Source organism: Streptomyces sp. RPA4-2 (assembly GCF_012273515.2).
Classification (GTDB): Bacteria; Actinomycetota; Actinomycetes; order Streptomycetales; family Streptomycetaceae; genus Streptomyces; species Streptomyces kaempferi.
Genome location: NZ_CP050975.2, coordinates 5,670,291 through 5,693,230 on the forward strand (window position 1 = coordinate 5,670,291; position 22,940 = coordinate 5,693,230).

Consider the following 22,940-nt stretch of genomic DNA (forward strand, 5'->3'; position numbering starts at 1 on the left):
CATGCGAACAACTTCTGTTATTCGGCGCAAACTGCTGAAAGCAGACGGTCGTTGGGGTTACTGTCAGTTTCGTGTTCGCTGCAGAACGTCGCCAATTGATCCTCGAAATGGTGCGAGCGAACGGGGCCGTGTCGCTCCGTGAGCTCGCCCGCGTCGTCCAGACCTCCGAAGTGACCGTACGGCGGGACGTGCGCGCACTGGAGGCAGAAGGACTCCTCGACCGCCGGCATGGCGGTGCGGTATTGCCGGGCGGGTTCACGCGGGAGTCCGGCTTTCCGCAGAAATCGCATCTCGCGACCGCCGAGAAGACGGCCATCGCCGATCTCGCCGCGGGTCTCGTCGAAGAGGGCGAGGCCATTGTGGTGGGCGCGGGTACCACCACGCAGGAGCTGGCTCGCCGGCTCGCGCGGGTTCCCGGGCTGACCGTCGTCACCAATTCCCTGCTGGTGGCTCAGGCGTTGGCCCACGCCAACCGTGTCGAGGTCGTCATGACGGGTGGCACCTTGCGCGGCTCCAACTACGCGCTGGTGGGCAGCGGTGCCGAGCAGTCCCTCCAGGGGCTGCGGGTCTCCCGGGCCTTCCTGTCGGGCAGCGGGCTCACCGCCGAGCGCGGCCTGTCCACCTCCAACATGCTGTCGGCGTCCGTCGACCGCGCGCTGGTGCAGGCCGCCGCGGAGGTCGTGGTCCTCGCCGACCACACCAAGCTCGGCACCGACACCATGTTCCAGACGGTGCCGACCGATCTGATCACCCGTCTGGTGACCGACGAGCCGCCCGCGCACGACGATCGCGCGGTCACCGAACTGCAGGCGCTGGCGGATCAGGGCGTGCAGATCGCGGTGGCGGGTCAGTCGGGCGGTGGTACGGGAGGCGATACGGCCCCGGCGGGGCGTCAGCCGCGCCGGGACGTGCCTGTCCCCGGTCCGCGTCGCGGTCAGGTCCCGGGTGCCGGACCCCAGTTGCGCAGCGCGACCTCCCTGGGGGAGCAGTCCCCCGGAGAGCGGGCGCGGGTGGCGGATTTACGCCGCCGCTGACCGAGCCGCGGACCGACGGACGGCCCGAGGCACAGGCTGACGTACGGGCTGACGTACAGGCCGAGGTGTCTTCCGACGCGCGGGCCGAGCCACCGCCGTCCGGCATCGAGCGAGGCACCGACCACCGTGGTCGTGACGGTTCGTGACGGCCTGTGGTGACCTTTGACGGTACGTGGCGGCCCAGTTGGCCGAAGGCGACCGCTTGAGTCCTTCTGACCGCCGGTGGGGCCGGAAGCCGTACACCCTCACTGGAAGCGCGGTATGCCCTCGCCGGTGCTCGCGTTCACTCGAACGGGCGACCCTCTCCGTCACGCCCCCACTCACCCGCGCGATACCCGTCCGCGCGGACGGGACCGGACCGGCCGGGCCGGGACCACGACGTGCACCTGTACCTGTACCCGTATCTGCACCCGAACACAGCAAAGCGCCCGGCAGACCGACCGTTCCGGTCCACCGGGCGCTTCGGATGCCGTGCGGACCGGGACCGGTCCGCACGACGGTGTCTCAGTCCTTGATCTCGCAGATCGCGGCGCCCGATGTGATGGACGCGCCGACCTCCGCGGTCAGGCCCTTGACGGTGCCGGAGCGGTGGGCGTTGAGGGGCTGTTCCATCTTCATGGCCTCCAGGACCACGATGAGGTCGCCCTCCTGGACCTCCTGGCCCTCCTCGACCGCGACCTTGACGATCGTGCCCTGCATGGGCGAGGCGAGGGTGTCGCCGGAAGCGACCGGGCCGGACTTCTTGGCGGCGCGACGCTTCGGCTTGGCGCCCGCGGCGAGTCCGGTGCGGGCCAGCGACATGCCCAGCGAGGACGGCAGCGACACCTCGAGACGCTTGCCGCCCACCTCGACGACGACCGTCTCGCGGCCCGTCTCGTCCTCGGCGTCCACGTCCGCGGGGGCCGTGAAGGCGGGGATCTCGTTGACGAACTCGGTCTCGATCCAGCGGGTGTGGACCGTGAACGGGTCCGCGGAACCGGTCAGCTCGGGGGCGAACGCCGGGTCCCGCACCACCGCGCGGTGGAAGGGGATCGCGGTCGCCATGCCCTCGACGGTGAACTCCTCCAGCGCGCGGGCGGCGCGCTGGAGCGCCTGCTCGCGGGTGGCGCCCGTGACGATCAGCTTGGCCAGCAGGGAGTCCCACGCGGGGCCGATGACCGAACCGGACTCGACACCGGCGTCGAGGCGGACGCCGGGGCCGGAGGGCGGGGCGAAGGTGGTGACGGTGCCGGGGGCGGGCAGGAAGCCGCGGCCGGGGTCCTCGCCGTTGATACGGAACTCGAAGGAGTGACCGCGCAGTTCGGGGTCGCCGTAACCGAGTTCCTCGCCGTCGGCGATGCGGAACATCTCCCGGACCAGGTCGATGCCGGCGACTTCCTCGGTGACCGGGTGCTCGACCTGCAGACGGGTGTTGACCTCCAGGAAGGAGATCGTGCCGTCCATGCCGACGAGGAACTCCACGGTCCCCGCGCCGACATAGCCGGCCTCCTTCAAGATCGCCTTGGACGACGCGTACAGCTCGGCGACCTGCGCGTCGGACAGGAACGGCGCGGGCGCCTCCTCCACCAGTTTCTGGTGACGGCGCTGCAGCGAGCAGTCACGGGTCGAGACGACGACCACGTTGCCGTGCGCGTCCGCCAGGCACTGCGTCTCCACATGGCGGGGCTTGTCGAGGTACCGCTCGACGAAGCACTCACCGCGTCCGAACGCGGCGACCGCCTCCCGGACCGCGGAGTCGTACAGCTCCGGGACCTCCTCCAGGGTGCGGGCCACCTTCAGCCCGCGCCCGCCACCACCGAACGCCGCCTTGATCGCGATCGGCAGGCCGTGCTCCTTCGCGAAGGCCACGACCTCCTGCGCGCCGGAGACCGGATCGGGGGTGCCCGCGACCAGCGGGGCACCGGCACGCTGCGCGATGTGCCGGGCGGCGACCTTGTCACCCAGGTCACGGATGGCCTGCGGAGGCGGCCCGATCCAGATCAGCCCGGCATCCAGGACGGCCTGCGCGAACTCCGCGTTCTCCGACAGGAAGCCGTACCCGGGATGGACCGCGTCCGCCCCCGAGTCCCCGGCGGCCCTGAGCACCTTCGCGATGTCCAGATAACTGGTAGCCGGGGTGTCACCGCCCAGCGCGAACGCCTCGTCCGCCGCTCGGACATGCACAGCGTCCCGGTCCGGTTCCGCATACACGGCAACGCTCGCGATCCCGGCATCCCGGCACGCCCGGGCCACGCGGACAGCGATTTCGCCACGGTTGGCGATGAGCACCTTGCGCACGATGGCTCCCTCCTTGAAACAAGCCGAGTTTAGGGACTGCCGACACGGCCTATCGACCCGTCCCCAATGGTGAGCTTGCCCACACGGAGCGTGATTCGAGGCTCGCTCGACCCGCGAGATCCCTTGTCACACCGCGGTACGCAGGAATCCTTGGTTGAACCCTAGCCCTCCTGTGTGGTCAAGGTCTCTGTGCGGCTGTGCCGCGCCGCACATCGATTCTTTGTGGAGTCCCTACGAATGGCCCAACGATTCTTTGCCCTCGGCAGAACCCTTGTCCCGTGGTTTACCCGTTAGTAGCGTTCAGGGTGGCTCGAACGTACTTGGGGTAACAGCACTCGGAAGTGGGTGGGGACCGGTGGTACGCAGACCGGTGGCGTGGGTGGCGGCGATCGTGCTCTTCGTGGAGGCGGTCGGTATCGCGGTGCTGAACTGGTTCCTCGGCGTGGTCGTCGACCGGCAGGACATGTCCCTGGCGGGGCTGGACTCGGACATGATGTCCGCCTCGTCGAAGATCGGGGGACTGGTCTTCGGTCTCTACTTCGCGCTGTGCGGGGTCGCCGCGCTGCTCGTCGGGGTGCGCAACCGCGCTCCGGGGGTCTTCGGGCGCGTCCTGCTGATCAGCGCCGCCGTGGTGCACGCACTGCTCGGCGCGTTCACGGTGGGACTGGTGGGCTGGGGCGCGTTCGCCTTCATGATGGTGGTGCTCGGGCTGATCGTGTTCACGCTGCTGGCGTTCGGTCCCGCGGCGGGTCCCGCGGACGCCGCGCCGGGAGACGGCAGCGGTGGCGCGGACGGGGCGAACGGCGGCAAGGGAGGGGCCCCGGTCGCGGCCCCTCCGGCGCCCAGCGCCTCCTGACCGCCCTCGCGGCCGTCACTTCTCCCGCGGTGTCCACAACTCCGTGATGCCGACGCCCAGTTCGCCCAGCAGCCGGCGGACCAGGGGCAGGGAGATGCCGATGACGTTCCCGTGGTCGCCGTCGATGCCCTCGATGAACGGGGCCGAGCGGCCGTCGAGCGTGAAGGCGCCGGCGACGTGGAGCGGTTCGCCCGAGGCGACGTACGCGGCGATCTCGGCGTCGGTCGGCTCGCCGAAGCGGACCACGGTGGACGCGGTCGCCGACGCGTAGCGCTTGGTGGCCGTGTCGTGGACGCAGTGCCCCGTCTGGAGGGTCCCGGCCCGGCCGCGCATCGCCTTCCAGCGCGCGGTGGCCTCCTCGGCGTCCGCCGGCTTGCCGAGCGCCTGGCCGTCCAGGTCGAGGACCGAGTCGCAGCCGATCACCAGGGCGCCCTGCACCTCCGGCCGCGCGGCCACGACGGAGGCCTTGGCCTCGGCCAGGGCGAGCGCGAGTTCGGCGGGTGTCGGGGCGGAGACGGCGTCCTCGTCGACCCCGCTCACGATCACCTCGGGGGCGAGTCCGGCCTGCCGCAGCAGGTTGAGCCGGGCGGGGGACTGCGAGGCGAGCACGAGGCGGCGGCGCGGCTGATCGGTCATGCGGTCAGCGTATCGGCGCGGGCGTGTCGTCCGCCGCTCACATCACACCGAGGACGATCATCGCGAGCAGCATGGCCAGCGCCATGAGAACGCCGAGCCGCCGCAACATGTCCTGCATGTCGCGCAACTCCTTGGGCGGCTCGTTCTCGGGGTCGGACCACAGCATGTCCCCGATCGTGCGGCGGCCCGGGTCCCGGGCGCCTGAGTACGCGTACTCAACCTTGCCCTCCACCCGGTAAACGGGTCCAGGGTTCCTTTAATGATGCCGCGCCTGCTACGGTCGTGTCCGTTGTTAAAGGAACCCTGGTCCCCTTTAAGGAGGGAACTGCCGTGTTCGTCAGCGCCTGGACCGCATCGCCCCAACTGCCCAGCGAGGGCTTCACCCCCAACTGGTCGCGGGAGGGCTTCTGGCGTCAGTCGCTGCGCCAGGTCGTCCGGGTCGGCGCGGGCGGCGGCCGGGTCCGTATACGGCTCTCGCACGCCTACGGGACCTCGCCGCTGCGGATCGCCGGGGCCACGGTGGCGCGTGCGGGCGAGGGGGCCGCCGTCGAGCCCGGCTCACTGCGGCGGCTCACCTTCGGGGGCGCGGACGGTGCCACGATCCCGGCGCGCGGACAGATCGTCAGCGATCCGGCCGGACTCGCCGTGGAACCGCTGGAGTCGGTCACCGTCACCCTCCACCTCGACGCCGTCACCGGCCCCGCGACCTTCCACGCGCAGGCCTTCACGCCGAGCTACCGGGGCGCGGGGGACCGCCTCGACGACATCGGCGGGGAGGCGTTCGGCGAGACGACCGAGTCCTGGTACTTCCTGTCGGCCGTGGAGGTCGACGCGGACCGCGCGGACGGCGTCGCGCTCTTCGGCGACTCCGTCACCGACGGATTCGGCTCGACACCGGGCGCGAACCGCCGCTGGTCCGACGCGCTCGCCGAGCGCACGGGGCGCAGCGTCCTCAACGCGGGTATCGGAGGGAACCTGCTGCTGAACGACTCGGCCTGGTACGGCGAGAAGGGGACCGGACGGCTCCGGCGTGACGTCCTCGAACACGCGGGCGTACGGACACTCGTCGTGCTCCACGGACTCAACGACATCGGGTTCAGCGAGACCGCCGGGGAGCCGACGTACAAGCCCGCACCGGTCCTTGAGGCCGGTGAACTCGTCGCCGGGTACCGGGAGTTGATACGGCAGGCGCGTGGCCGGGGGCTGCGGGTGATCGGCGCGACGCTGCTCCCGTTCGCCGGGTCCGACCACTGGGGGGAGCGCGCGGCGAGGGTGAGCCACGAGGTGAACGAGTGGATCCGGGGCTCGGGGGAGTGGGACGCGGTGGTGGATCTGCACCGCGCGCTCGCCGGTCCGGCGGATCCGGACCGGCTGCGGGCGGCGTACGACTTCGGCGATCACCTGCATCCGAACGACGCCGGGATCGCGGTGATGGCCGAAGAGGTGGCGGACTGCCTGCGGGGCCGCGCGTAGGCATGGCGCCCGCCCGGCCGCTCGCACGAGGCCCCGCGTCCCCGCGGGGCGCTCCCGTCAGCCGGGCCAGTAGGTCCGGGTCCAGGTCGACGCGCCCGGCTGCGGCAGGCGGCGGTTGGCGATGCGGGACGGGTCCGCCCACGCGTCCCTGGTTCCCGGCGCGCCGGACGGCGGGCCGGCCGCCGCCGCGGCGCGGACCTGGACCACCGCCAGTGCGGCGGCCAGCTCCTCGGGGGTCGGATTGCCCCGTACGACCTTGATGTTCATGTCCGCTCCCAAGGATCCCGGGTCTACAGGGGGATGTTGCCGTGCTTCTTCGGGGGAAGTGATTCCCGCTTCGTGCGCAGCTGACGCAGACCCCGTACGAGGTGGGAGCGGGTGTCGGAGGGCATGATCACCGCATCGATGTAGCCGCGCTCGGCCGCCGTGTAGGGGTTGAGGAGCGCGTCCTCGTACTCCTGGATCAGACGGGCCCGGGTGGCCTCCGCCTCGTCGGGGTCCGTGACGGCGGCGATGGTGCGGCGGTGCAGGATGTTCACCGCGCCCTGGGCGCCCATGACGGCGATCTGGGCGGTGGGCCAGGCGAGGTTGAGGTCGGCTCCGAGGTGCTTGGAGCCCATGACGTCGTACGCGCCGCCGAAGGCCTTGCGGGTGATGACCGTGATGAGCGGGACGGTGGCCTCGGCGTACGCGTAGATCAGCTTGGCGCCGCGGCGGATGATGCCGGTGTGCTCCTGGCCGACGCCCGGCAGGAAGCCGGGGACGTCCACGAAGGTGATGACCGGGACGTTGAAGGCGTCACAGGTGCGGACGAAGCGGGCGGCCTTCTCCGAGGCGTCGATGTCCAGGCACCCGGCGAACTGCATCGGCTGGTTGGCGACGATGCCGACCGGCCGGCCCTCGACCCGGCCGAAGCCGGTGAGGATGTTCGGCGCGAACAGCGGCTGCGTCTCGAAGAACTCGGCGTCGTCCAGGACGTGTTCGATCACCGTGTGCATGTCGTACGGCTGGTTCGCGCTGTCCGGCACGATCGTGTCCAGCTCGCGGTCCTCGTCGGTGATCGCGAGGTCCGCCTCCTCCGGGAACACCGGGGGCTCGCTGAGGTTGTTGGACGGCAGGTAGGACAGCAGCTGCTTGACGTACTCGATGGCGTCCTTCTCGTCACCCGCCATGTGGTGGGCCACGCCTGACACCGCGTTGTGCGTGCGGGCGCCGCCGAGTTCCTCGAAGCCGACGTCCTCGCCCGTCACCGTCTTGATGACGTCCGGACCTGTGATGAACATGTGCGAGGTCTGGTCGACCATGATCGTGAAGTCGGTGATCGCGGGGGAGTAGACCGCGCCGCCCGCGCAGGGGCCGACGACCAGGCTGATCTGCGGGATCACGCCCGAGGCATGGGTGTTGCGGCGGAAGATCTCGCCGTACATGCCGAGGGCCGAGACGCCCTCCTGGATGCGGGCGCCGCCCGAGTCGTTGATGCCGATGAACGGACAGCCGGTCTTCAGCGCGAAGTCCATCACCTTCATGATCTTCTGCCCGAAGACCTCGCCGAGAGCGCCTCCGAAGACCGTGAAGTCCTGCGAGAAGACGGCGACCGGACGGCCGTCGACCATGCCGTACCCGGTGACGACACCGTCGCCGTACGGCCGGTTCTGCTCCATGCCGAAGTCGGTCGAGCGGTGCTGCGCGAACTCGTCGAGTTCGACGAAGGAGCCCTCGTCGATCAGCAGGTCGATCCGCTCACGGGCCGTCAGTTTGCCTTTGGCGTGCTGCTTTTCGACAGCCCGCGCCGAGCCGGCGTGCGTCGCCTCCTGGACGCGGCGCCGCAGATCCGCGAGTTTGCCCGCGGTCGTGTGGATGTCGGGGTGGTGCAGCTCTTCCGGCTCGGACATCGGGATGCGGCTCCCTGCCTGCTCAGTGGGACATGAGGGTGATGTGCTCAGGGGGTTGCTACTGACTCGTAGGGTAGTGGTGCCCATACGGTTCGGCAGTGCGGCGTTTACCACACCTAGGGTGGGTTGCATGACGCCGCGAGATGCCTCAGACGCGAACGACAACCGATGGTCCGACCTCGACCGTCCGCCCCTCAACGCCACCGCCCTGCGCCGGGCGCTGGTGCGGGACGGCGCGGACGGCGGGCTCTGGAGCGATCTCCAGGTGGTGGCCGGCACCGGATCCACCAACAGCGACCTGGTCGGGCTGGCCGTCTCCGGGAAGGCGGACGAAGGAGCCGTCCTCGTCGCCGAGGAGCAGAACGCCGGACGCGGCCGCCTGGACCGGCGGTGGACGGCACCGGCCCGCTCGGGCCTGTTCTTCTCCGTCCTGCTCAAACCCACCGGTATCCCCGTCGAGCGCTGGGGCTGGCTCCCGCTGCTGACCGGGGTCGCGGTGGCGACGGCCCTGTCCCGGGTCGCGGGTGTCGACACGGCACTCAAGTGGCCCAACGACCTGCTGGTGACGGTGGACGGCGCGGAACGCAAGGCGGGCGGCATCCTCGCCGAACGCGCCGGGACCGACGCGGTCGTGGTCGGCATCGGCATCAACGTCACCCTGCGCGAGGACGAGCTCCCGGTGCCGGGCGCGGGGTCGCTCGCCCTCGCCGGAGCGACGACCACGGACCGTGACACCGTGCTGCGGGCCGTGCTGCGCTCGCTGGAGCAGTGGTACGAGAAGTGGCGCGCCGCCGGCGGCGACCCCGACGCCTCCGGTCTCCAGGAGACATATGCCGCCGGGTGCGCGACGCTCGGACGAGTGGTGCGGGCCGAACTGCCGGGCGGCAGGTCGATCACCGGGGAGGCGGTGGCCGTCGACGGGGACGGGCGTCTGGTCCTGGCCACGGAGGAGGGGGTGCAGCAGCCGGTGGGCGCGGGAGACATCGTCCACCTCCGGCCGGCCTGAGCGTTGGAGGCCGGCGGGCCGTACTCAGCGATGGGCACCGGAGCCGATCGTGGTTCCGGGTCCCGGTCAGGCGTACGAGTCAGGAGTGAGCCAGCGCACACCTGCCGTAGAGTTGAGCGCGGTCGATACCTGACCGTGGCAGATCGGAAAGGCAGCAGGCGTGACCGTCGACGACACGGGCTCCGGCACGGGTGCGCACCCCGCTCCCGACGGTGAGCCGGGGCGTACCGCCGGGTCGGCCACCGACCCGGCGCCCGCGGCCGCCGACGCGGACCTGCGGGGTGACGAGGACGCCGGGGACCCACAGGAGCGATCGGACCCGAACGCGCGTTCGGACCGCAATCTGTCGGACACCCCGAGCCCGCCGCCGGACCCGCAGGGGCGGCTGGACGGCCAGGGCCGGCTGGACGCGCAGAACCGGCTCGACGAGCAGGCCGCCGACTCCGGGGAGGATCCCCTCGCCCTGCGCCTGGAGGGGCTCATCCTGGGCGCCGAGCGCCGCTACACCCCGTTCCAGGCCGCCCGCAGCGCCGGTGTCTCCATGGAACTGGCCTCCCGCTTCTGGCGGGCCATGGGCTTCGCCGACATAGGCCAGGCCAAGGCGCTGACCGAGGCCGACGTCCTCGCCCTGCGCCGGCTGGCCGGTCTCGTCGAGGCGGGCCTGCTCAGCGAGGCGATGGCGGTGCAGGTCGCCCGCTCCACCGGCCAGACCACCGCGCGGCTGGCCGAGTGGCAGATCGACTCCTTCCTGGAGGGGCTGACCGAGCCCCCCGAACCGGGGATGACGCGCACCGAGGTCACGTACCCCCTGATCGAGCTGCTCCTGCCCGAGCTGGAGGAGTTCATCGTCTACGTCTGGCGGCGCCAGCTCGCCGCCGCGACCGGCCGGGTGGTGCAGGCCGGTGACGACGAGGAGATGGTCGACCGCCGCCTCGCCGTCGGCTTCGCGGACCTCGTCGGGTTCACCCGGCTGACCCGCCGCATGGAGGAGGAGGAGCTCGGCGAGCTCGTCGAGGCCTTCGAGACCACCGCCGCCGACCTGGTGGCCGCGCACGGGGGCCGGCTCATCAAGACCCTCGGCGACGAGGTGCTGTACTCCGCGGACGACGCGGGTGTCGCCGCCGAGATCGCCCTGCGCCTCATCGAGACGATGGCCAACGACGAGACCATGCCGGAGCTGCGTGTCGGTATCGCCTTCGGCACCGTCACGACCCGGATGGGCGACGTCTTCGGCACGACGGTGAACCTCGCCTCCCGGCTCACGTCGATAGCGCCGCGGGACGCCGTCCTGGTGGACGGTGCCTTCGCGGAGGAACTGATACGCACCCAGGACGCCCCCGCCTCCGAGGCCGAGGCCGCCGAGGCGGCGGCCACCGCGGAGAAGGAGGGCGAGGAGCCGCCCGCCTACCGCTTCGCCCTCCAGCCGATGTGGCAGCGCCCGGTCCGCGGCCTCGGCGTGATCGAACCGTGGCTGCTGGCCCGGCGGGAGCTGTCGGACACACCCTGAGGGCTGTTCCGCGATCCCCGCCGGCAGGGCGTGCGGCGTCGGACGCGGGTGTCCGCCGGGCGGAGGACGCAGGGGCGCAGAGGCGTCCTCCTGCCCGGCCTCGTACCGGGCCTCGTTCCGGGCCTGTTCGGACGTGGTCCTGTCCGGGTGATCCGGGTGATCCCGCGGTGTGGCGAGGTGCGGCGAGGCGCGGCGGCTGTCGTCGTGCACTCGCCGGGGACCACGGGACCGCCCTGGGCCGGGCGCCCGGCCGGGCCGTCCTCCCCCGCACACGCTGCTCCCAGCGCCCTGCTCGGCCCCGGCTACCCGTGTCCCAGCGGGTTCGTCAGGCTGTTGACGCAGATTCCCACGATCGGCACGCAGAGCCCGGGGGAACCGGGCTTCGGTGCCGGGGAGTGGGTGGTGGGGCTCGGCGTGGGGTGCGGCGCGGGCGCGGCCGGCGGCTGCGACGGAACGGGCGCCGTGGGGATGCCGGTCGTGTCCGGTGCGTCGTCCACGGGAGCGCCCGCGCGGCCCGGCGGGTGCGCGCCGGGCGGTGCCGCGGCCGACGGGTCCGTCACCCCGGGCGCCCCGGCCGCTCCGGCGGGTCCCGGCGACGCCGTCGATGCCGCGGATGCCGTCGCGCCGGGACTCGCTCCCGCTGTCGGGGTCGCGGCCGCCCCGCCCTTCGCGGCGGCCGCACCGGGGACGCGGGATGCGCGGAGGGCACGGCCCAGACGGTCGGTGAGGTGTCGAGCGACCCGTCGTCGGCGACCCCGGGCCTCGGCTCGGCCTCCGCGCCCCGCCGCTCCCGGTGACCCCGTCCGGAGCCATCCGCGCCAGGCTCAGCGCCCCGGCGGCCAGCGCGAGCCCGCCCACCGCGAGGAGCGCCCGGCGCGGCCGCGGCCTGCGGTGCCGTCCGCGGCCGGTGCGCTGCCGGAACGCGAGGGGGACGGTCTCGGCGGCCTCCTCCGCTTCCGGCGCGCGCTCGGCGGCCCCCGGCGAGGTGTCCGTGTCCCGGGTCCGTCCGGGCGGCGTCGGGACCCTGGCGGGCCCGGGGCGGGCGGTTCCCCGCCGCGCGGGCGGGCGGGCGGCGGCGCGGCGGGGAATCCCCGGCCGGGCCGGGCCGAGTGCCTGGGAGAGCGTCGCCACGCGGGTGGTGGGCTCCGTGGACCCCGGCGGGACCGGGGGCACCCGTACCCAAGGCCCCCTCGCCACGTCCGTCGTCGTGCCGTTCGTCATGGTCATCCCTCCCCGGTGTGCGGACGCTCCCCGATGTCCTTGGCGGTGCGCAGGTTATGCGTCTTTTGAGGGCCTGGGGCGGGAGTTGGGTGGGATGTCACCCGAACGTGGAAGCGCGGTCGAAGGGACGGGTTTCGCCGGACGGCGTCGGCTGCGATGATCGGGGGAGGCGGAAGTTAACCCGCGTTAACCGTTCACAGGGAGGGTGTCATGGCGGAGCAAGGGGACGAGCCGAGGTCCGGGGACGAGGGGCGGTCCGAGGGCGAGCGCCGGTTCGGGGAGTTCGTCGTCGTGCGTCGGCACGAGCATGTCGCGGAGCTCGCCCTCGACCGGCCGAAGGCCATGAACGCCGTGTCCACGGAGATGGCCCGATCCCTCGCCGGCGCCTGCGCGGCGCTCGCCGCCGACCCCGGCGTACGGGTCGTGGTGCTGACCTCCACCCATGAGCGGGCCTTCTGCGTGGGCGCCGACCTGAAGGAGCGCAACTCCTTCACCGACGCCGACCTGATGCGGCAGCGCCCGGTGGCGCGGGCCGCGTACACCGGCGTTCTGGAGCTGCCGATGCCGACCGTCGCCGCCGTGCACGGCTTCGCGCTCGGCGGCGGGTTCGAGCTGGCGCTCTCCTGCGATCTGATCGTGGCCGACCGTACGGCGGTGCTCGGGCTGCCCGAGGTGTCGGTCGGGGTGATCCCGGGAGGCGGCGGTACGCAGTTGCTGCCGCGCCGCGTCGGTGCGGCCCGCGCGGCCGAGCTGATCTTCTCGGCGCGCCGTCTGGAGGCGGCCGAGGCGCGGGAGTTGGGGCTTGTCGACGACCTCGTGGACGTGGGGCAGGACCGTGCGGAGGCGCTGGCGCTCGCCGCCCGTGTCGCCGCCAACTCGCCCGTCGGCCTGCGGGCGGCCAAGCGGGCGCTGCGGCTCGGGCAGGGGCTCGACCTCCGTGCGGGGCTGGAGGTCGAGGACGCCGCCTGGCGGTCGGTCGCCTTCTCCGGGGACCGGGCGGAGGGAGTCGCGGCCTTCAACGAGAAGCGCAAGCCGCAGTGGCCCGGCCAGTAGCTTCCGGGTACGGCCACTCGGACCCCTGTCCGCGGTACCGATATCCCAAATGAAGGTAAATGTCCCTAGCCTGTAGTGATGGGTGAGGACAGACGGCTGAGGGCCGTGGTGGAGCTGGCGCAGGGGATGGCGGCGGCGCACACCCCACGCGAATCCTGGCGGGCCGCGGCGCGCGGTGCCTGCCACGCGCTCAGCGGCAGCTTCGCCGCGCTCTCCGTGTGGGAGCGCGAACTCGGCCGGCTCCGCGTGCTGGTGAACGTGGGCGAACGCGCGCCGGACGAGGAGGAGTTCCCCGAGGGGGAGGCCTACCCGGTGCACCAGTTCCCGGAGATCGCCGAGTTCCTGCACGAGCGCTGGGCCGGCGGCGGCGGCCCGAACGCCTGGGTGGAGACGGCGGACGGCCCGGCGGGCGGCCGTGCCGGGTACTGCCACCAGCGGGTCGCCGCCCTGCGCAGGCGCGGGCGCGGCTGCTGCGTGGTCGCCCCGGTCGTGCTGCACGGGCGCGCCTGGGGCGAGCTGTACGTGGCCCGGCCCGCGTCGGAGCCCTTCTTCGACCGGGCCGACGCGGACTTCGCGACCGTCCTCGCCTCCGTCGTCGCGGCCGGGATCGCCCAGACCGAGCGGTTGGAGGAGGCCCGGCGGCTGGCGTTCACGGACGCCCTGACCGGGCTCGCCAACCGCCGTGCCGTCGACGTACGTCTGGACGAGGCGATCGCACGGCACCGGGCGGAGGACGTCGTGGTCAGTCTCGTCGTCTGCGATCTCAACGGACTCAAGCGCGTGAACGACACCCGGGGGCACGCCGTCGGCGACCGGCTGCTGGAGCGGTTCGGGTCGGTGCTGTCGCTGTGCGGGGCGATGCTCCCGGGCACCCTCGCCGCCCGCCTCGGCGGCGACGAGTTCTGTCTTCTCGCGGTCGGACCGCCGGCCGACGAGGTCGTGCGCATCGCCGGTGAACTCTGCCGCCGCGCCGCCGAGTTGGAGATGGGCGACGGGGTCGCGTGCGGGGTCGCGTCGACCGGGGACCCGATCGGGCCGGTGCGCTCGGCACGCCGCCTCTTCCGGCTGGCCGACGCCGCCCAGTACCGCGCGAAGGCCGTACGCGCCGCACAGCCCGTCGTCGCCGGGCGGGAGGGGCCCGACGACCCGGTGGTACGCCTGGCCGACGCGCCGCCCCCGGCCGAGGGAGAGCGCCGCCGCTTCCGGGGGCGCCACGAGCAGCGCCGCCCGTGACGTCGGGACGTACGGCGAAGTAAGGGGCGAACCGGCCATCCACTAGTGACACCACTAGTGACATCGCGGAATTCACTGCGTACGCTCCTGAATATGGATATGCATACTGTGGTGGTGGGGACGTCCGGCGTGACCGCGTCCGACGTTCTCGCCGTGGCGCGCGGCGGCGCCCGCATCGAGCTCGCCGACGAGGCGGTGGCGGCCCTGGCCGCGGCCCGCGAGATCGTGGACGCGCTGGCCGCCAAGCCGGAGCCCGTCTACGGGGTCTCCACCGGCTTCGGCGCGCTCGCGAGCCGGCACATCAGCCCGGAACTCCGCGCCCAGCTGCAGCGCAACATCGTCCGCTCGCACGCCGCCGGGATGGGCCCGCGCGTCGAGCGCGAGGTCGTGCGCGCGCTGATGTTCCTGCGGCTCAAGACCGTCTGCTCGGGACACACCGGCGTCCGGCCCGAGGTCGCGCGGACCATGGCCGACATCCTCAACGCGGGCATCACCCCGGTCGTGCACGAGTACGGCTCGCTGGGCTGCTCCGGCGACCTGGCGCCGCTCTCCCACTGCGCGCTGACGCTGATGGGCGAGGGTGACGCGGAGGGCCCGGACGGCACGGTCCGCCCCGCCGGCGAGCTCCTCGCCGAGCACGGCATCGCACCCGTCGAGCTGCGCGAGAAGGAGGGCCTCGCCCTTCTCAACGGCACCGACGGCATGCTCGGCATGCTGGTCATGGCCCTCGCCGACCTGGACACGCTCTACAAGTCCGCCGACGTCACCGCGGCCCTCTCCCTCGAGGCCCTGCTCGGCACCGACAAGGTCCTCGCCCCCGAGCTGCACGCCATCCGCCCGCACCCCGGACAGAGCGCCTCGGCCGCCAACATGCTGGCCGTGCTCAAGGGTTCGGAGCTCACCGGCCACCACCAGGACGGCGCCCCGCGCGTCCAGGACGCCTACTCCGTGCGCTGCGCCCCGCAGGTCGCGGGCGCCGGCCGCGACACCCTCGCGCACGCCCGGCTCGTCGCGGAGCGCGAGCTCGCCGCCGCCGTCGACAACCCGGTCGTGCTGCCCGACGGGCGGGTCGAGTCGAACGGCAACTTCCACGGCGCCCCGGTCGCCTACGTCCTCGACTTCCTGGCCATCGCCGCCGCCGACCTGGGCTCCATCGCCGAGCGCCGCACCGACCGGCTGCTCGACAAGAACCGCTCGCACGGACTGCCGCCGTTCCTCGCGGACGACGCGGGTGTCGACTCCGGTCTGATGATCGCCCAGTACACGCAGGCCGCACTGGTCAGCGAGATGAAGCGGCTCGCCGTACCGGCGTCCGTGGACTCCATCCCGTCCTCCGCCATGCAGGAGGACCACGTCTCCATGGGCTGGTCGGCCGCGCGCAAGCTGCGCACCGCGGTGGACAACCTGACCCGCATCGTCGCGATCGAGCTGTACGCCGCCACCCGCGCGATCGAACTGCGCGAGGGTCTCGCCCCCGCCCCGGCGTCGCGGGCCGTGATCGACGCCGTCCGCGCCGCCGGTGTCCAGGGGCCGGGCCCCGACCGTTTCCTCTCCCCGGACCTGGAGGCGGCCGACGCCTTCGTGCGCGGCGGCCAGGTGGTGACCGCGGTGGAAGCGGTCACCGGTCCGCTGCTGTAGGCGCCACCGACGTACGCCGCTGAGGGCGCCGCCGACCAGGCCGGCGCCCTCACGGTGCCGCAGAGTGTGCTACTGTCTCATTGATACGTTTTTGGTACCCATTTACTTTGTGCGCCTGATCGGAATCCTCCGCAGGCGCGTTTTGTTTTACCGGCATCTCCGGCATTTCCCGGTGCATCTCCGGATTGGGGCCCTACCTGTTCAGGAGAGAAACATGGCTACCGGCACCGTGAAGTGGTTCAACTCGGAAAAGGGCTTCGGCTTCATCGAGCAGGACGGCGGCGGCCCCGACGTCTTCGCCCACTACTCCAACATCGCCAGCTCCGGCTTCCGTGAGCTGCTGGAGGGCCAGAAGGTCTCGTTCGACGTCGCGCAGGGCCAGAAGGGCCTGCAGGCGGAGAACATCATCCCCGCCTGATTTCGGGGACGCGCTTTTCCAGAGCCGGGGCCCGCACCTTCGGGTGTGGGTCCCGGCTCGTGCTGTGAGTGCTCATGAATGCCGTTCATATGGACGGCGGGCGCTGTGCGTGCAGTCCGTGGGGCCCAGGAAGGAAATCCAGATCCAGCATGACTCGATCCGAACGTCCCGTCCGTAAGCGGCCGGCGAATGCGCGTGGCGGCGCCCAGACCGGCGGCTCCGCGAGGAACGCGGGCCGCGGTGGCGGCCGGGGCGCCGGCAAGGGCCCCGCCCGCAAGGCGGCGGCACCGCAGGAGTTCTCCCTGCCCGAGACCATCACCCCGGCGCTGCCCGCCGTCGAATCATTCGACGCGCTGGACATGCCGGCCGCCCTGACCAAGACCCTCGCGGCGCAGGGTGTCACCGAGCCGTTCCCGATCCAGGGCGCGACCCTGCCCAACTCGCTGGCCGGACGCGACGTCCTGGGCCGGGGCCGCACCGGCTCCGGCAAGACGCTCGCCTTCGGGCTCGCGCTGCTGGCCCGCACCGCCGGCCGTCGCGCCGAACCCAGGGCACCGCTCGCCCTGGTCCTGGTGCCCACGCGTGAGCTGGCCCAGCAGGTCGACGACGCGCTGACGCCGTACGCGACCGCCGTCAACCTGCGTGTCGTCACCGCGGTCGGCGGCATGTCGATCGGCCGCCAGGCCGGTACGCTGCGCCGCGGCGCCGAAGTGCTGGTGGCCACCCCGGGACGGCTGAAGGACCTCATCGAGCGCGGCGACTGCACGCTCGGCCAGGTCGCGATCACCGTCCTCGACGAGGCCGACCAGATGGCCGACATGGGCTTCATGCCGCAGGTCACCGCGCTGCTCCAGCAGGTCGAGCCGGACGGTCAGCGACTGCTCTTCTCGGCGACGCTGGACAAGAACATCGACCGGCTCGTCCGGATGTTCCTGACGGACCCCGTGGTGCACTCCGTCGACCCGTCGGCGGGCGCGGTGACGACCATGGAGCACCACGTGCTGCACGTCGCCGACGAGACCGACAAGAAGGCCGTGGCCCTGCGGATCGCCGCGCGCGACGGCCGCGTGATCCTCTTCGTGGACACCAAGCGCGGTGCCGACCGGTTCACCAAGCGGCTGCTGGCCAACGGCGTACGGGCCTCCGCGCTGCACGGCGGCCGCAGCCAGCCGCAGCGCAACCGGACCCTGGACCAGTTCAAGAACGGCCAGGTCACCGCGCTGGTCGCCACCAACGTGGCCGCCCGCGGCATCCACATCGACGACCTCGACCTGGTCGTCAACGTCGACCCGCCGACCGACCACAAGGACTACCTGCACCGGGGCGGCCGTACCGCGCGGGCCGGCGAGTCCGGCAGCGTCGTCACCCTCGTCCTGCCCGAGCAGCGGCGGGAGATGACGCGTCTGATGGCGGACGCGGGCATCACCCCGCGTTCGGCCCAGGTCAAGTCGAGCGACGAGGAACTGGCCCGCCTCACCGGCGCCCGCGAGCCCTCCGGGGTTCCGGTCGTCATCGAGGTGCCCCAGCCGGTCGAGCAGCCGAAGCAGCGGCCCCGGTCGCGGCCCCGGACGGGCGGCGGCGCACGGCGCTCCACAGGTTCGGGAACGGGCACGGCCGCGGAGTCGCAGGGCCGGCAGGCGCAGGGGCGTCAGCCGCAGCGCGGCACCGGCGGTGCCACCGGCGGCGGCGCCACCGGTGGACGTCGTACCGGCGGCGGCAACGGGACCGGCGGCGGCACCCGGGGGCGTGCTCCGCAGCGCCGTACGGAGCGTGGCGGCCAGGGCGGCGGCGGCCGGCGCGCCGCGTAGGCGCTCCGTCGGGAGCCGGCCCAGCCCGCTCCCGACCGCACGCCGCAGCCGCGGACTTCACGGGTCCCGGGCTCCTTGGGGAGCCCGGGACCCGTCGGGTCTCTCAGGGGTGGAAGTCGCCGAGGAAGCCCGGATCGATCTTGTCGAGCTCCAGGCCGACGTCCCGGTGGAGGTCGAGGAGCTCGGTCATGTGCAGCGCGCGGCGGCGGGCCGCGGGCAGGTCGCGGCGGGCGTCGGCGGACCACAGCACCGGGTCGAACGTGATGCCCTGGGAGCCGGGGAGCGGCCCTGTCTCGGCCCGCCAGCCGGGCCAGCGGAGGTTGTCGTAGAAGTCCTCCGTGCCGCCTTCCAGGAGCCAGCTGAGCCAGGCCGCGTGGCCCACGCCGAGGGCCTCCCAGCGCAGGGCGTCCGGCGCGAAGTAGACCACCTCGCCGGGCCCCCCGGGGCGGCCCACCGCGCCCGGCTCGGGTCCGTTGAGCGCATAGGTCCCGCCGAGGACGTCATGGCCGACGACGAGCCCGCCCTCCGGCCGCCATGCCGGGTCGAAGCGGGCGGGGAACTCGTTGACGTCGGCGATGCCCGGCGGACCCTTGGGCGATCCGTCGCCCGGACTGCCGTAGATGCGCAGCCAGCCGCTGTCGAGTGACACGCCGCCGCAGTTGAGGACGAAGGCGCCGAGCCAGGAGCGCGCGGTGACCTGTAGTTGCAGCAGGGACGCGCGGGCCTGGGCCGGCTCCACCGGGAGCACCTCCAGGGACACCGTGCTGGTGGAGATCGCCTCGGACAGGAGGGGCCACGCGGGCTCCTCGACATCGGTCAGCTCGGTCAGGTCTCGCATGGGCATCCCGTGGGGTTCCGGGCCGGAGCGCTGCGCTCAGAAGGCCGCCGTGCGTTCCCGGCGCACCGAGTAGGTCACAAAGCCGGCACCGAGGCCGAGGAAAAGGGTGCCGCCGACGACGTACGGCGTCGTGTTGACGCTTCCGGTGTCGGCGAGCCGGGTGTGGTCGTCGCTCGGCTCCGTGACGGCCTGCTCCGCTCCGGCCGTCGTGGCCGTTGTGGTGGCGGCCGACCGGTCGGCGGTCGGTGCCGACCCGTGCTGAGCAGGCGCTTCCGGAGTCGCGTTGGCGGACGGGACGAACCACAGGGCTCCCAGGAGGGTCCCCGCTGCGGTGGCGGTCAGCAACGAGCGACGTGCGGCGGACACGTAATATCGATCCCCTTGTGGCGCTGGCGAATTGGCCGTGTGGCCCGATGCTAATGAAAGGCGCGGGTCGTGGGAAAGTCGCGGGGACCTCGGGCCGTACGCTCCGTCTCATGAGTACTCCTGAGACATCACGATTTGTCCGGCTTCGCGTGGAGCTGGTGCTGGAAGTCGACGACGCGGACGCCGTCACCAAGGCCGCGCTGCGTCGCGTCGCGGACGACTCCGGCATGCAGGCCGACGAGCGGGCCCACGCCGAGAACGCAGTGACGGAAGACACTGCCGAAGCCCTCGCCTATCTCGTCGATCCGTTCGACCTGGTCAGCGAGGTGCCCGGGGTCGAGCTCGCCCAGGCGTCCTGGAGCAGCGAGCCGATCGACTACGACCCCGATTCGCCGGAATGGGACCTCGACGAGGATGATGACGACGAGGACGACGACGAAGAAGTCGGAGTCGGCTGAGGCCCCTTGGGAATTTCGTGACCCCGGGTGGCAACCGCCGCCCGGGGTTCATTCGTCTCAGACGACGCACCGGCCACTTCCGCACCATGGGGTTCGGTCCGGCCGCCGGTCCACCCGACGAGGTCCCGCGGGCCTCGATCGGCCTGGTCGGCGCCGTTGACCTAGGTGGTGTGTCCCACATACCCGACGGGTGTGGAACGGGACGAACCGGTCGTACGTTGAAGGTTCCTACGGGGTTTTGCGGTATTTGGTGATTCGGCAACGATGGAGAAGCGTGTGATGACGGACAGTAAGCGGGGCCGGGGCCTGATGGCCGCGTCCGCACTGCTCGGCGGAGTGCTGGTGCTCTCTGCGTGCAGCGGAGGCGGCAGCAAGGCCAATGCCTCGGACGGCGGTGGGTCCTCGCAGGCCCAGGCCGACGAGGCGGCGGCCCAGAAGAGTTCCGAGGCGCAGATCAAGATCACCCCCGCCGACGGCTCCGACAACGCGTCCATCAACAACGCCGCCGCGGTCACTGTGACCAAGGGCACACTCTCCTCCGTCTCCATGAAGACGGAGGCCGGCACGGCCGTCTCCGGCCAGATATCGGCCGACAAGAAGAGCTGGAAGCCCGCCGCCCAGCTCGACCGTGCCACCACGTACAAGATCGCCGCCGAGGCCACCGACTCCGCGGGCCTGGTGGCCCACGAGAACGCGTCGTTCACCACGGTCTCCGCGGCGAACAGCTTCATCGGCAACTTCACGCCGGAGGACGGTTCCACCGTCGGTGTCGGCATGCCGGTCTCGATCAACTTCAACAAGGCGATCACCGACAAGGCCGCCGTGCAGAAGGGGATCACCGTCTCCTCCAGCAGCGGCCAGGAGGTCGTCGGGCACTGGTTCGGCGCCAACCGCCTCGACTTCCGTCCCGAGAAGTACTGGACGGGCGGTTCGACCGTCACCCTCAAGCTGAACCTGGACGGCGTCCAGGGCGCGAGCGGTGTGTACGGCGTGCAGCAGAAGACGGTCACGTTCAAGATCGGCCGCAACCAGGTCTCGGTCGTCGACGCCCAGACCAAGACCATGAAGGTCACGCAGGACGGCAAGACGATCAAGACGATCCCGATCTCCTCGGGATCCCCGGAGCACAAGACGTACCAGGGCCAGATGGTGATCTCCGAGAAGTTCAAGGAGACCCGGATGAACGGCTCGACGGTCGGTTTCACGAACTCCGACGGCAAGGGCGAGTACGACATCAAGGACGTGCCGCACGCCATGCGGCTGTCGAACTCCGGCACCTTCGTGCACGGCAACTACTGGGGCGCCAAGTCCATCTTCGGCTCGGTGAACACCAGTCACGGCTGTGTCGGCCTGTCCGACACCAAGGGTGCCAACGACCCGAACACCGCCGCGGCCTGGTTCTACAACCACTCGCTGATCGGTGACGTCGTGGTCGTCAAGAACACCGGCGACAAGACCATCGCCCCGGACAACGGCCTCAACGGCTGGAACCTGGACTGGGCGTCGTGGAAGGCCGGTTCGGCCGTCTGACGCCGGCTCGCGCCACCCACAAGAACCCCGCCGATGGCGGCGGCCCGCACGGGTCGCCGCCATCGGCGTTTTCACCGGCTTCCGGGGCCGCGCACAGGTGAACTTCCGTGCCGTCACAGCCTTCTCATCGTTCTCTTATTTCGGCCTTATGGCTTCATCACGCGCCGTACCTACCTTGCGGCCATGTTCTTCACCTACCTGAGGCGCGAACTGCGCCGCCGCAGGAAGGCGGCGCTCGTCGTCGCCTCCGGGCTCGCCCTGGGCATCGCCCTGGTCATCGTGGTCAGCTCCGTGTCGTCCGGCATGGAGAAGGCCCAGGGCAAGGTCCTCCAGTCGCTGTACGGGCTGGGTACGGACATGACCGTCACCAAGGCCGCGGCGCCGACGACGACCACCGGTCAGCGCCCGCGCTTCAACTTCGGCGCGAACGACAACGGCTCCGACAAGGAGCAGAGCAGCGACCGTGTCCTGGTCCAGGGATTCCAGACCCTGGCCGCCTCGACGGTCTCCAAGGTCGACTCGCAGCACGGCGTGGCGGACTCCGTCGGCGGCCTCAGTCTCCAGGTCATCCGGGTCAACGGACAGTTCACCCGGGGCCGGTTCCAGCAGAACGGGAACGGCGGCGGCGGCCGGGGCGGGCGCCAGGGCGGCCAGCAGCCCCCGCAGGGCCGGGTGGAGGGCGGCGGCGCCAACTTCGACGTCAACAACTACTCCGTCTACGGCACCGACGTCACCAAGCCGGCGCTCGGCCCGCTGACCTCCTCGAAGATCACCAGCGGCCGTACCTTCACGACGTCCGAGACGAACGCCGCGGTGGTCGTCGCCGACACGTCGTACGCCAAGGAGAAGAAGCTCTCGGTCGGCGGCACGGTCACCGTGAAGGGCGTCAAGTACAAGGTGATCGGGATCGCGACTCCGGACAGCGGTGACGCGGCGGCCAACCTCTACATGCCGCTCCAGCAGGCGCAGACGCTGGCCGGCGCCAAGGACAAGGTCACCACGATCTACGTCAAGGCGTCCGACTCGCAGCAGATCTCCAGCGTCAAGAGCACCATCCAGAAGAACATCTCGGGGACGACGGTCACCACCTCCGCGGACCTCGCGGACACCGTCTCCGGCTCCCTGTCGACCGCCTCCGACCTCGCCTCGAACGTCGGCAAGTGGCTGTCGATCGCGGTGCTCGTGGCCGCGTTCCTGGTCGCCGGTCTGCTCACCTCCTCGGCCGTCTCCCGGCGTGTGCGCGAGTTCGGCACCCTCAAGGCGCTCGGCTGGAAGTCGGGCCGGGTGACCCGTCAGGTCGTCGGTGAGGCCGTCGTCAACGGTCTGGTCGGCGGGGTTCTCGGCATCGCGCTCGGTCTGGCGGGCGCGTACGTGGTCACCGAGATCAGCCCCAACCTGCAGGCACAGGTGGGCGGATCGGGCGGCGGTGGCGGGCAGGGCGGCTTCGGTGGCTTCGGCGGTCCCGGCCGAAGGGTCGCGTCCAAGGCGCTGGACGTCACGCTCACCGCGCCCGTCAGTCTCTCCACCATCGCCGGAGCGGTCGCCCTCGCCGTCGCCGGCGGTCTGATCGCCGGTGCCTTCGGCGGCTGGCGCGCCTCCCGGCTTCGGCCCGCGGACGCCCTGCGCCGCGTCGAATAGACCGGCCCCGCACGGACCGTGCGGCCCACACCCCGCACGGCCCGCCCCCTCACGCACA

General features: G+C 71.9%; 20 protein-coding genes. 13 read left to right on the forward strand and 7 right to left on the reverse strand.

All coding sequences use genetic code 11. The annotated features are described in order from the left end of the window. The first annotated feature begins 71 nt into the window (after positions 1–71). A complete protein-coding gene (locus tag HEP85_RS24900; RefSeq protein ID WP_168529913.1) occupies positions 72–1,034 on the forward strand; it encodes a DeoR/GlpR family DNA-binding transcription regulator in 963 nt (320 codons plus the stop codon). Positions 1,035–1,538: 504 nt separating this feature from the next. On the opposite strand, the gene HEP85_RS24905 is transcribed toward HEP85_RS24900, so the two are convergent. Further along, entirely contained in the window at positions 1,539–3,311 is a 1,773-nt protein-coding gene (locus HEP85_RS24905) for a biotin carboxylase N-terminal domain-containing protein (protein ID WP_168529914.1), read from the reverse strand. A gap of 355 nt (positions 3,312–3,666) precedes the next feature. On the opposite strand from HEP85_RS24905, the gene HEP85_RS24910 reads away from it, so the two are divergent. Continuing rightward, entirely contained in the window at positions 3,667–4,167 is a 501-nt protein-coding gene (locus HEP85_RS24910; protein ID WP_168529915.1) for a hypothetical protein, read from the forward strand. 15 nt (positions 4,168–4,182) lie between these two features. Here the strand turns inward: HEP85_RS24910 and HEP85_RS24915 are convergent, their stop codons facing one another. Both HEP85_RS24915 and mmpB read right to left on the reverse strand, forming a co-directional pair. Next, complete coding sequence (locus HEP85_RS24915; protein WP_168529916.1) at positions 4,183–4,803, reverse strand: nucleoside triphosphate pyrophosphatase; 621 nt, start codon at positions 4,801–4,803, stop codon at positions 4,183–4,185. 37 nt (positions 4,804–4,840) lie between these two features. Then, on the reverse strand, positions 4,841–4,969 hold the full coding sequence (mmpB, locus tag HEP85_RS24920) for a morphogenic membrane protein MmpB (protein WP_266701026.1): 129 nt from the start codon (positions 4,967–4,969) through the stop codon (positions 4,841–4,843). Between the two features lie 164 nt (positions 4,970–5,133). Here mmpB and HEP85_RS24925 point away from each other — a divergent pair, with 164 nt between their 5' ends. After that, positions 5,134–6,276 carry an SGNH/GDSL hydrolase family protein gene (locus HEP85_RS24925; protein WP_168529917.1) on the forward strand — a complete coding sequence of 381 codons (1,143 nt, stop codon included), beginning with the start codon at positions 5,134–5,136 and terminating at the stop codon, positions 6,274–6,276. Between the two features lie 57 nt (positions 6,277–6,333). Here the strand turns inward: HEP85_RS24925 and HEP85_RS24930 are convergent, their stop codons facing one another. Together HEP85_RS24930 and HEP85_RS24935 are read right to left on the reverse strand one after the other, a co-directional pair. After that, the gene (locus tag HEP85_RS24930) at positions 6,334–6,543 is read right to left on the reverse strand and encodes an acyl-CoA carboxylase subunit epsilon (protein WP_168529918.1); all 210 of its coding nucleotides are present in this window, start codon (positions 6,541–6,543) and stop codon (positions 6,334–6,336) included. Positions 6,544–6,566: 23 nt separating this feature from the next. After that, positions 6,567–8,168: an acyl-CoA carboxylase subunit beta gene (locus tag HEP85_RS24935; RefSeq protein ID WP_168529919.1), complete on the reverse strand. Its 1,602-nt coding sequence runs from the start codon at positions 8,166–8,168 to the stop codon at positions 6,567–6,569. Positions 8,169–8,298: 130 nt separating this feature from the next. Between HEP85_RS24935 and HEP85_RS24940 the strand changes: the two genes are divergently transcribed. From HEP85_RS24940 to HEP85_RS24970, 7 genes are all read left to right on the forward strand, one after another. Then, entirely contained in the window at positions 8,299–9,174 is an 876-nt protein-coding gene (locus tag HEP85_RS24940; protein ID WP_168529920.1) for a biotin--[acetyl-CoA-carboxylase] ligase, read from the forward strand. Positions 9,175–9,334: 160 nt separating this feature from the next. After that, the gene (locus HEP85_RS24945; protein WP_248002065.1) at positions 9,335–10,681 is read left to right on the forward strand and encodes an adenylate/guanylate cyclase domain-containing protein; all 1,347 of its coding nucleotides are present in this window, start codon (positions 9,335–9,337) and stop codon (positions 10,679–10,681) included. A 1,431-nt stretch (positions 10,682–12,112) separates the two neighbouring features. Continuing rightward, on the forward strand, positions 12,113–12,955 hold the full coding sequence (locus HEP85_RS24950; RefSeq protein ID WP_168529921.1) for an enoyl-CoA hydratase/isomerase family protein: 843 nt from the start codon (positions 12,113–12,115) through the stop codon (positions 12,953–12,955). A 78-nt stretch (positions 12,956–13,033) separates the two neighbouring features. Beyond that, positions 13,034–14,188, forward strand: coding sequence for a sensor domain-containing diguanylate cyclase (locus HEP85_RS24955; protein ID WP_356010969.1), 1,155 nt, complete (start codon positions 13,034–13,036; stop codon positions 14,186–14,188). 99 nt (positions 14,189–14,287) lie between these two features. Then, entirely contained in the window at positions 14,288–15,826 is a 1,539-nt protein-coding gene (gene hutH / locus HEP85_RS24960; RefSeq protein ID WP_168533993.1) for a histidine ammonia-lyase, read from the forward strand. 214 nt (positions 15,827–16,040) lie between these two features. Next, positions 16,041–16,244, forward strand: coding sequence for a cold-shock protein (locus HEP85_RS24965; RefSeq protein ID WP_028803001.1), 204 nt, complete (start codon positions 16,041–16,043; stop codon positions 16,242–16,244). 149 nt (positions 16,245–16,393) lie between these two features. Continuing rightward, on the forward strand, positions 16,394–18,052 hold the full coding sequence (locus HEP85_RS24970; protein WP_329290019.1) for a DEAD/DEAH box helicase: 1,659 nt from the start codon (positions 16,394–16,396) through the stop codon (positions 18,050–18,052). A 103-nt stretch (positions 18,053–18,155) separates the two neighbouring features. On the opposite strand, the gene HEP85_RS24975 is transcribed toward HEP85_RS24970, so the two are convergent. Both HEP85_RS24975 and HEP85_RS24980 read right to left on the reverse strand, forming a co-directional pair. Beyond that, positions 18,156–18,890, reverse strand: a complete 735-nt coding sequence (locus HEP85_RS24975) for a DUF2625 family protein (protein ID WP_168529922.1) — start codon at positions 18,888–18,890, stop codon at positions 18,156–18,158. 36 nt (positions 18,891–18,926) lie between these two features. Next, positions 18,927–19,256, reverse strand: a complete 330-nt coding sequence (locus HEP85_RS24980) for an LPXTG cell wall anchor domain-containing protein (RefSeq protein ID WP_168529923.1) — start codon at positions 19,254–19,256, stop codon at positions 18,927–18,929. 149 nt (positions 19,257–19,405) lie between these two features. Here HEP85_RS24980 and HEP85_RS24985 point away from each other — a divergent pair, with 149 nt between their 5' ends. The 3 genes from HEP85_RS24985 to HEP85_RS24995 all read left to right on the forward strand — a co-directional run bounded on the left by HEP85_RS24985 (position 19,406) and on the right by HEP85_RS24995 (position 22,882). Next, complete coding sequence (locus HEP85_RS24985; RefSeq protein WP_248002066.1) at positions 19,406–19,714, forward strand: hypothetical protein; 309 nt, start codon at positions 19,406–19,408, stop codon at positions 19,712–19,714. A gap of 264 nt (positions 19,715–19,978) precedes the next feature. Next, positions 19,979–21,244, forward strand: coding sequence for an Ig-like domain-containing protein (locus HEP85_RS24990; RefSeq protein WP_168529925.1), 1,266 nt, complete (start codon positions 19,979–19,981; stop codon positions 21,242–21,244). 183 nt (positions 21,245–21,427) lie between these two features. Beyond that, entirely contained in the window at positions 21,428–22,882 is a 1,455-nt protein-coding gene (locus tag HEP85_RS24995; RefSeq protein ID WP_168529926.1) for an ABC transporter permease, read from the forward strand. The last annotated feature ends 58 nt before the right edge of the window (positions 22,883–22,940 follow it).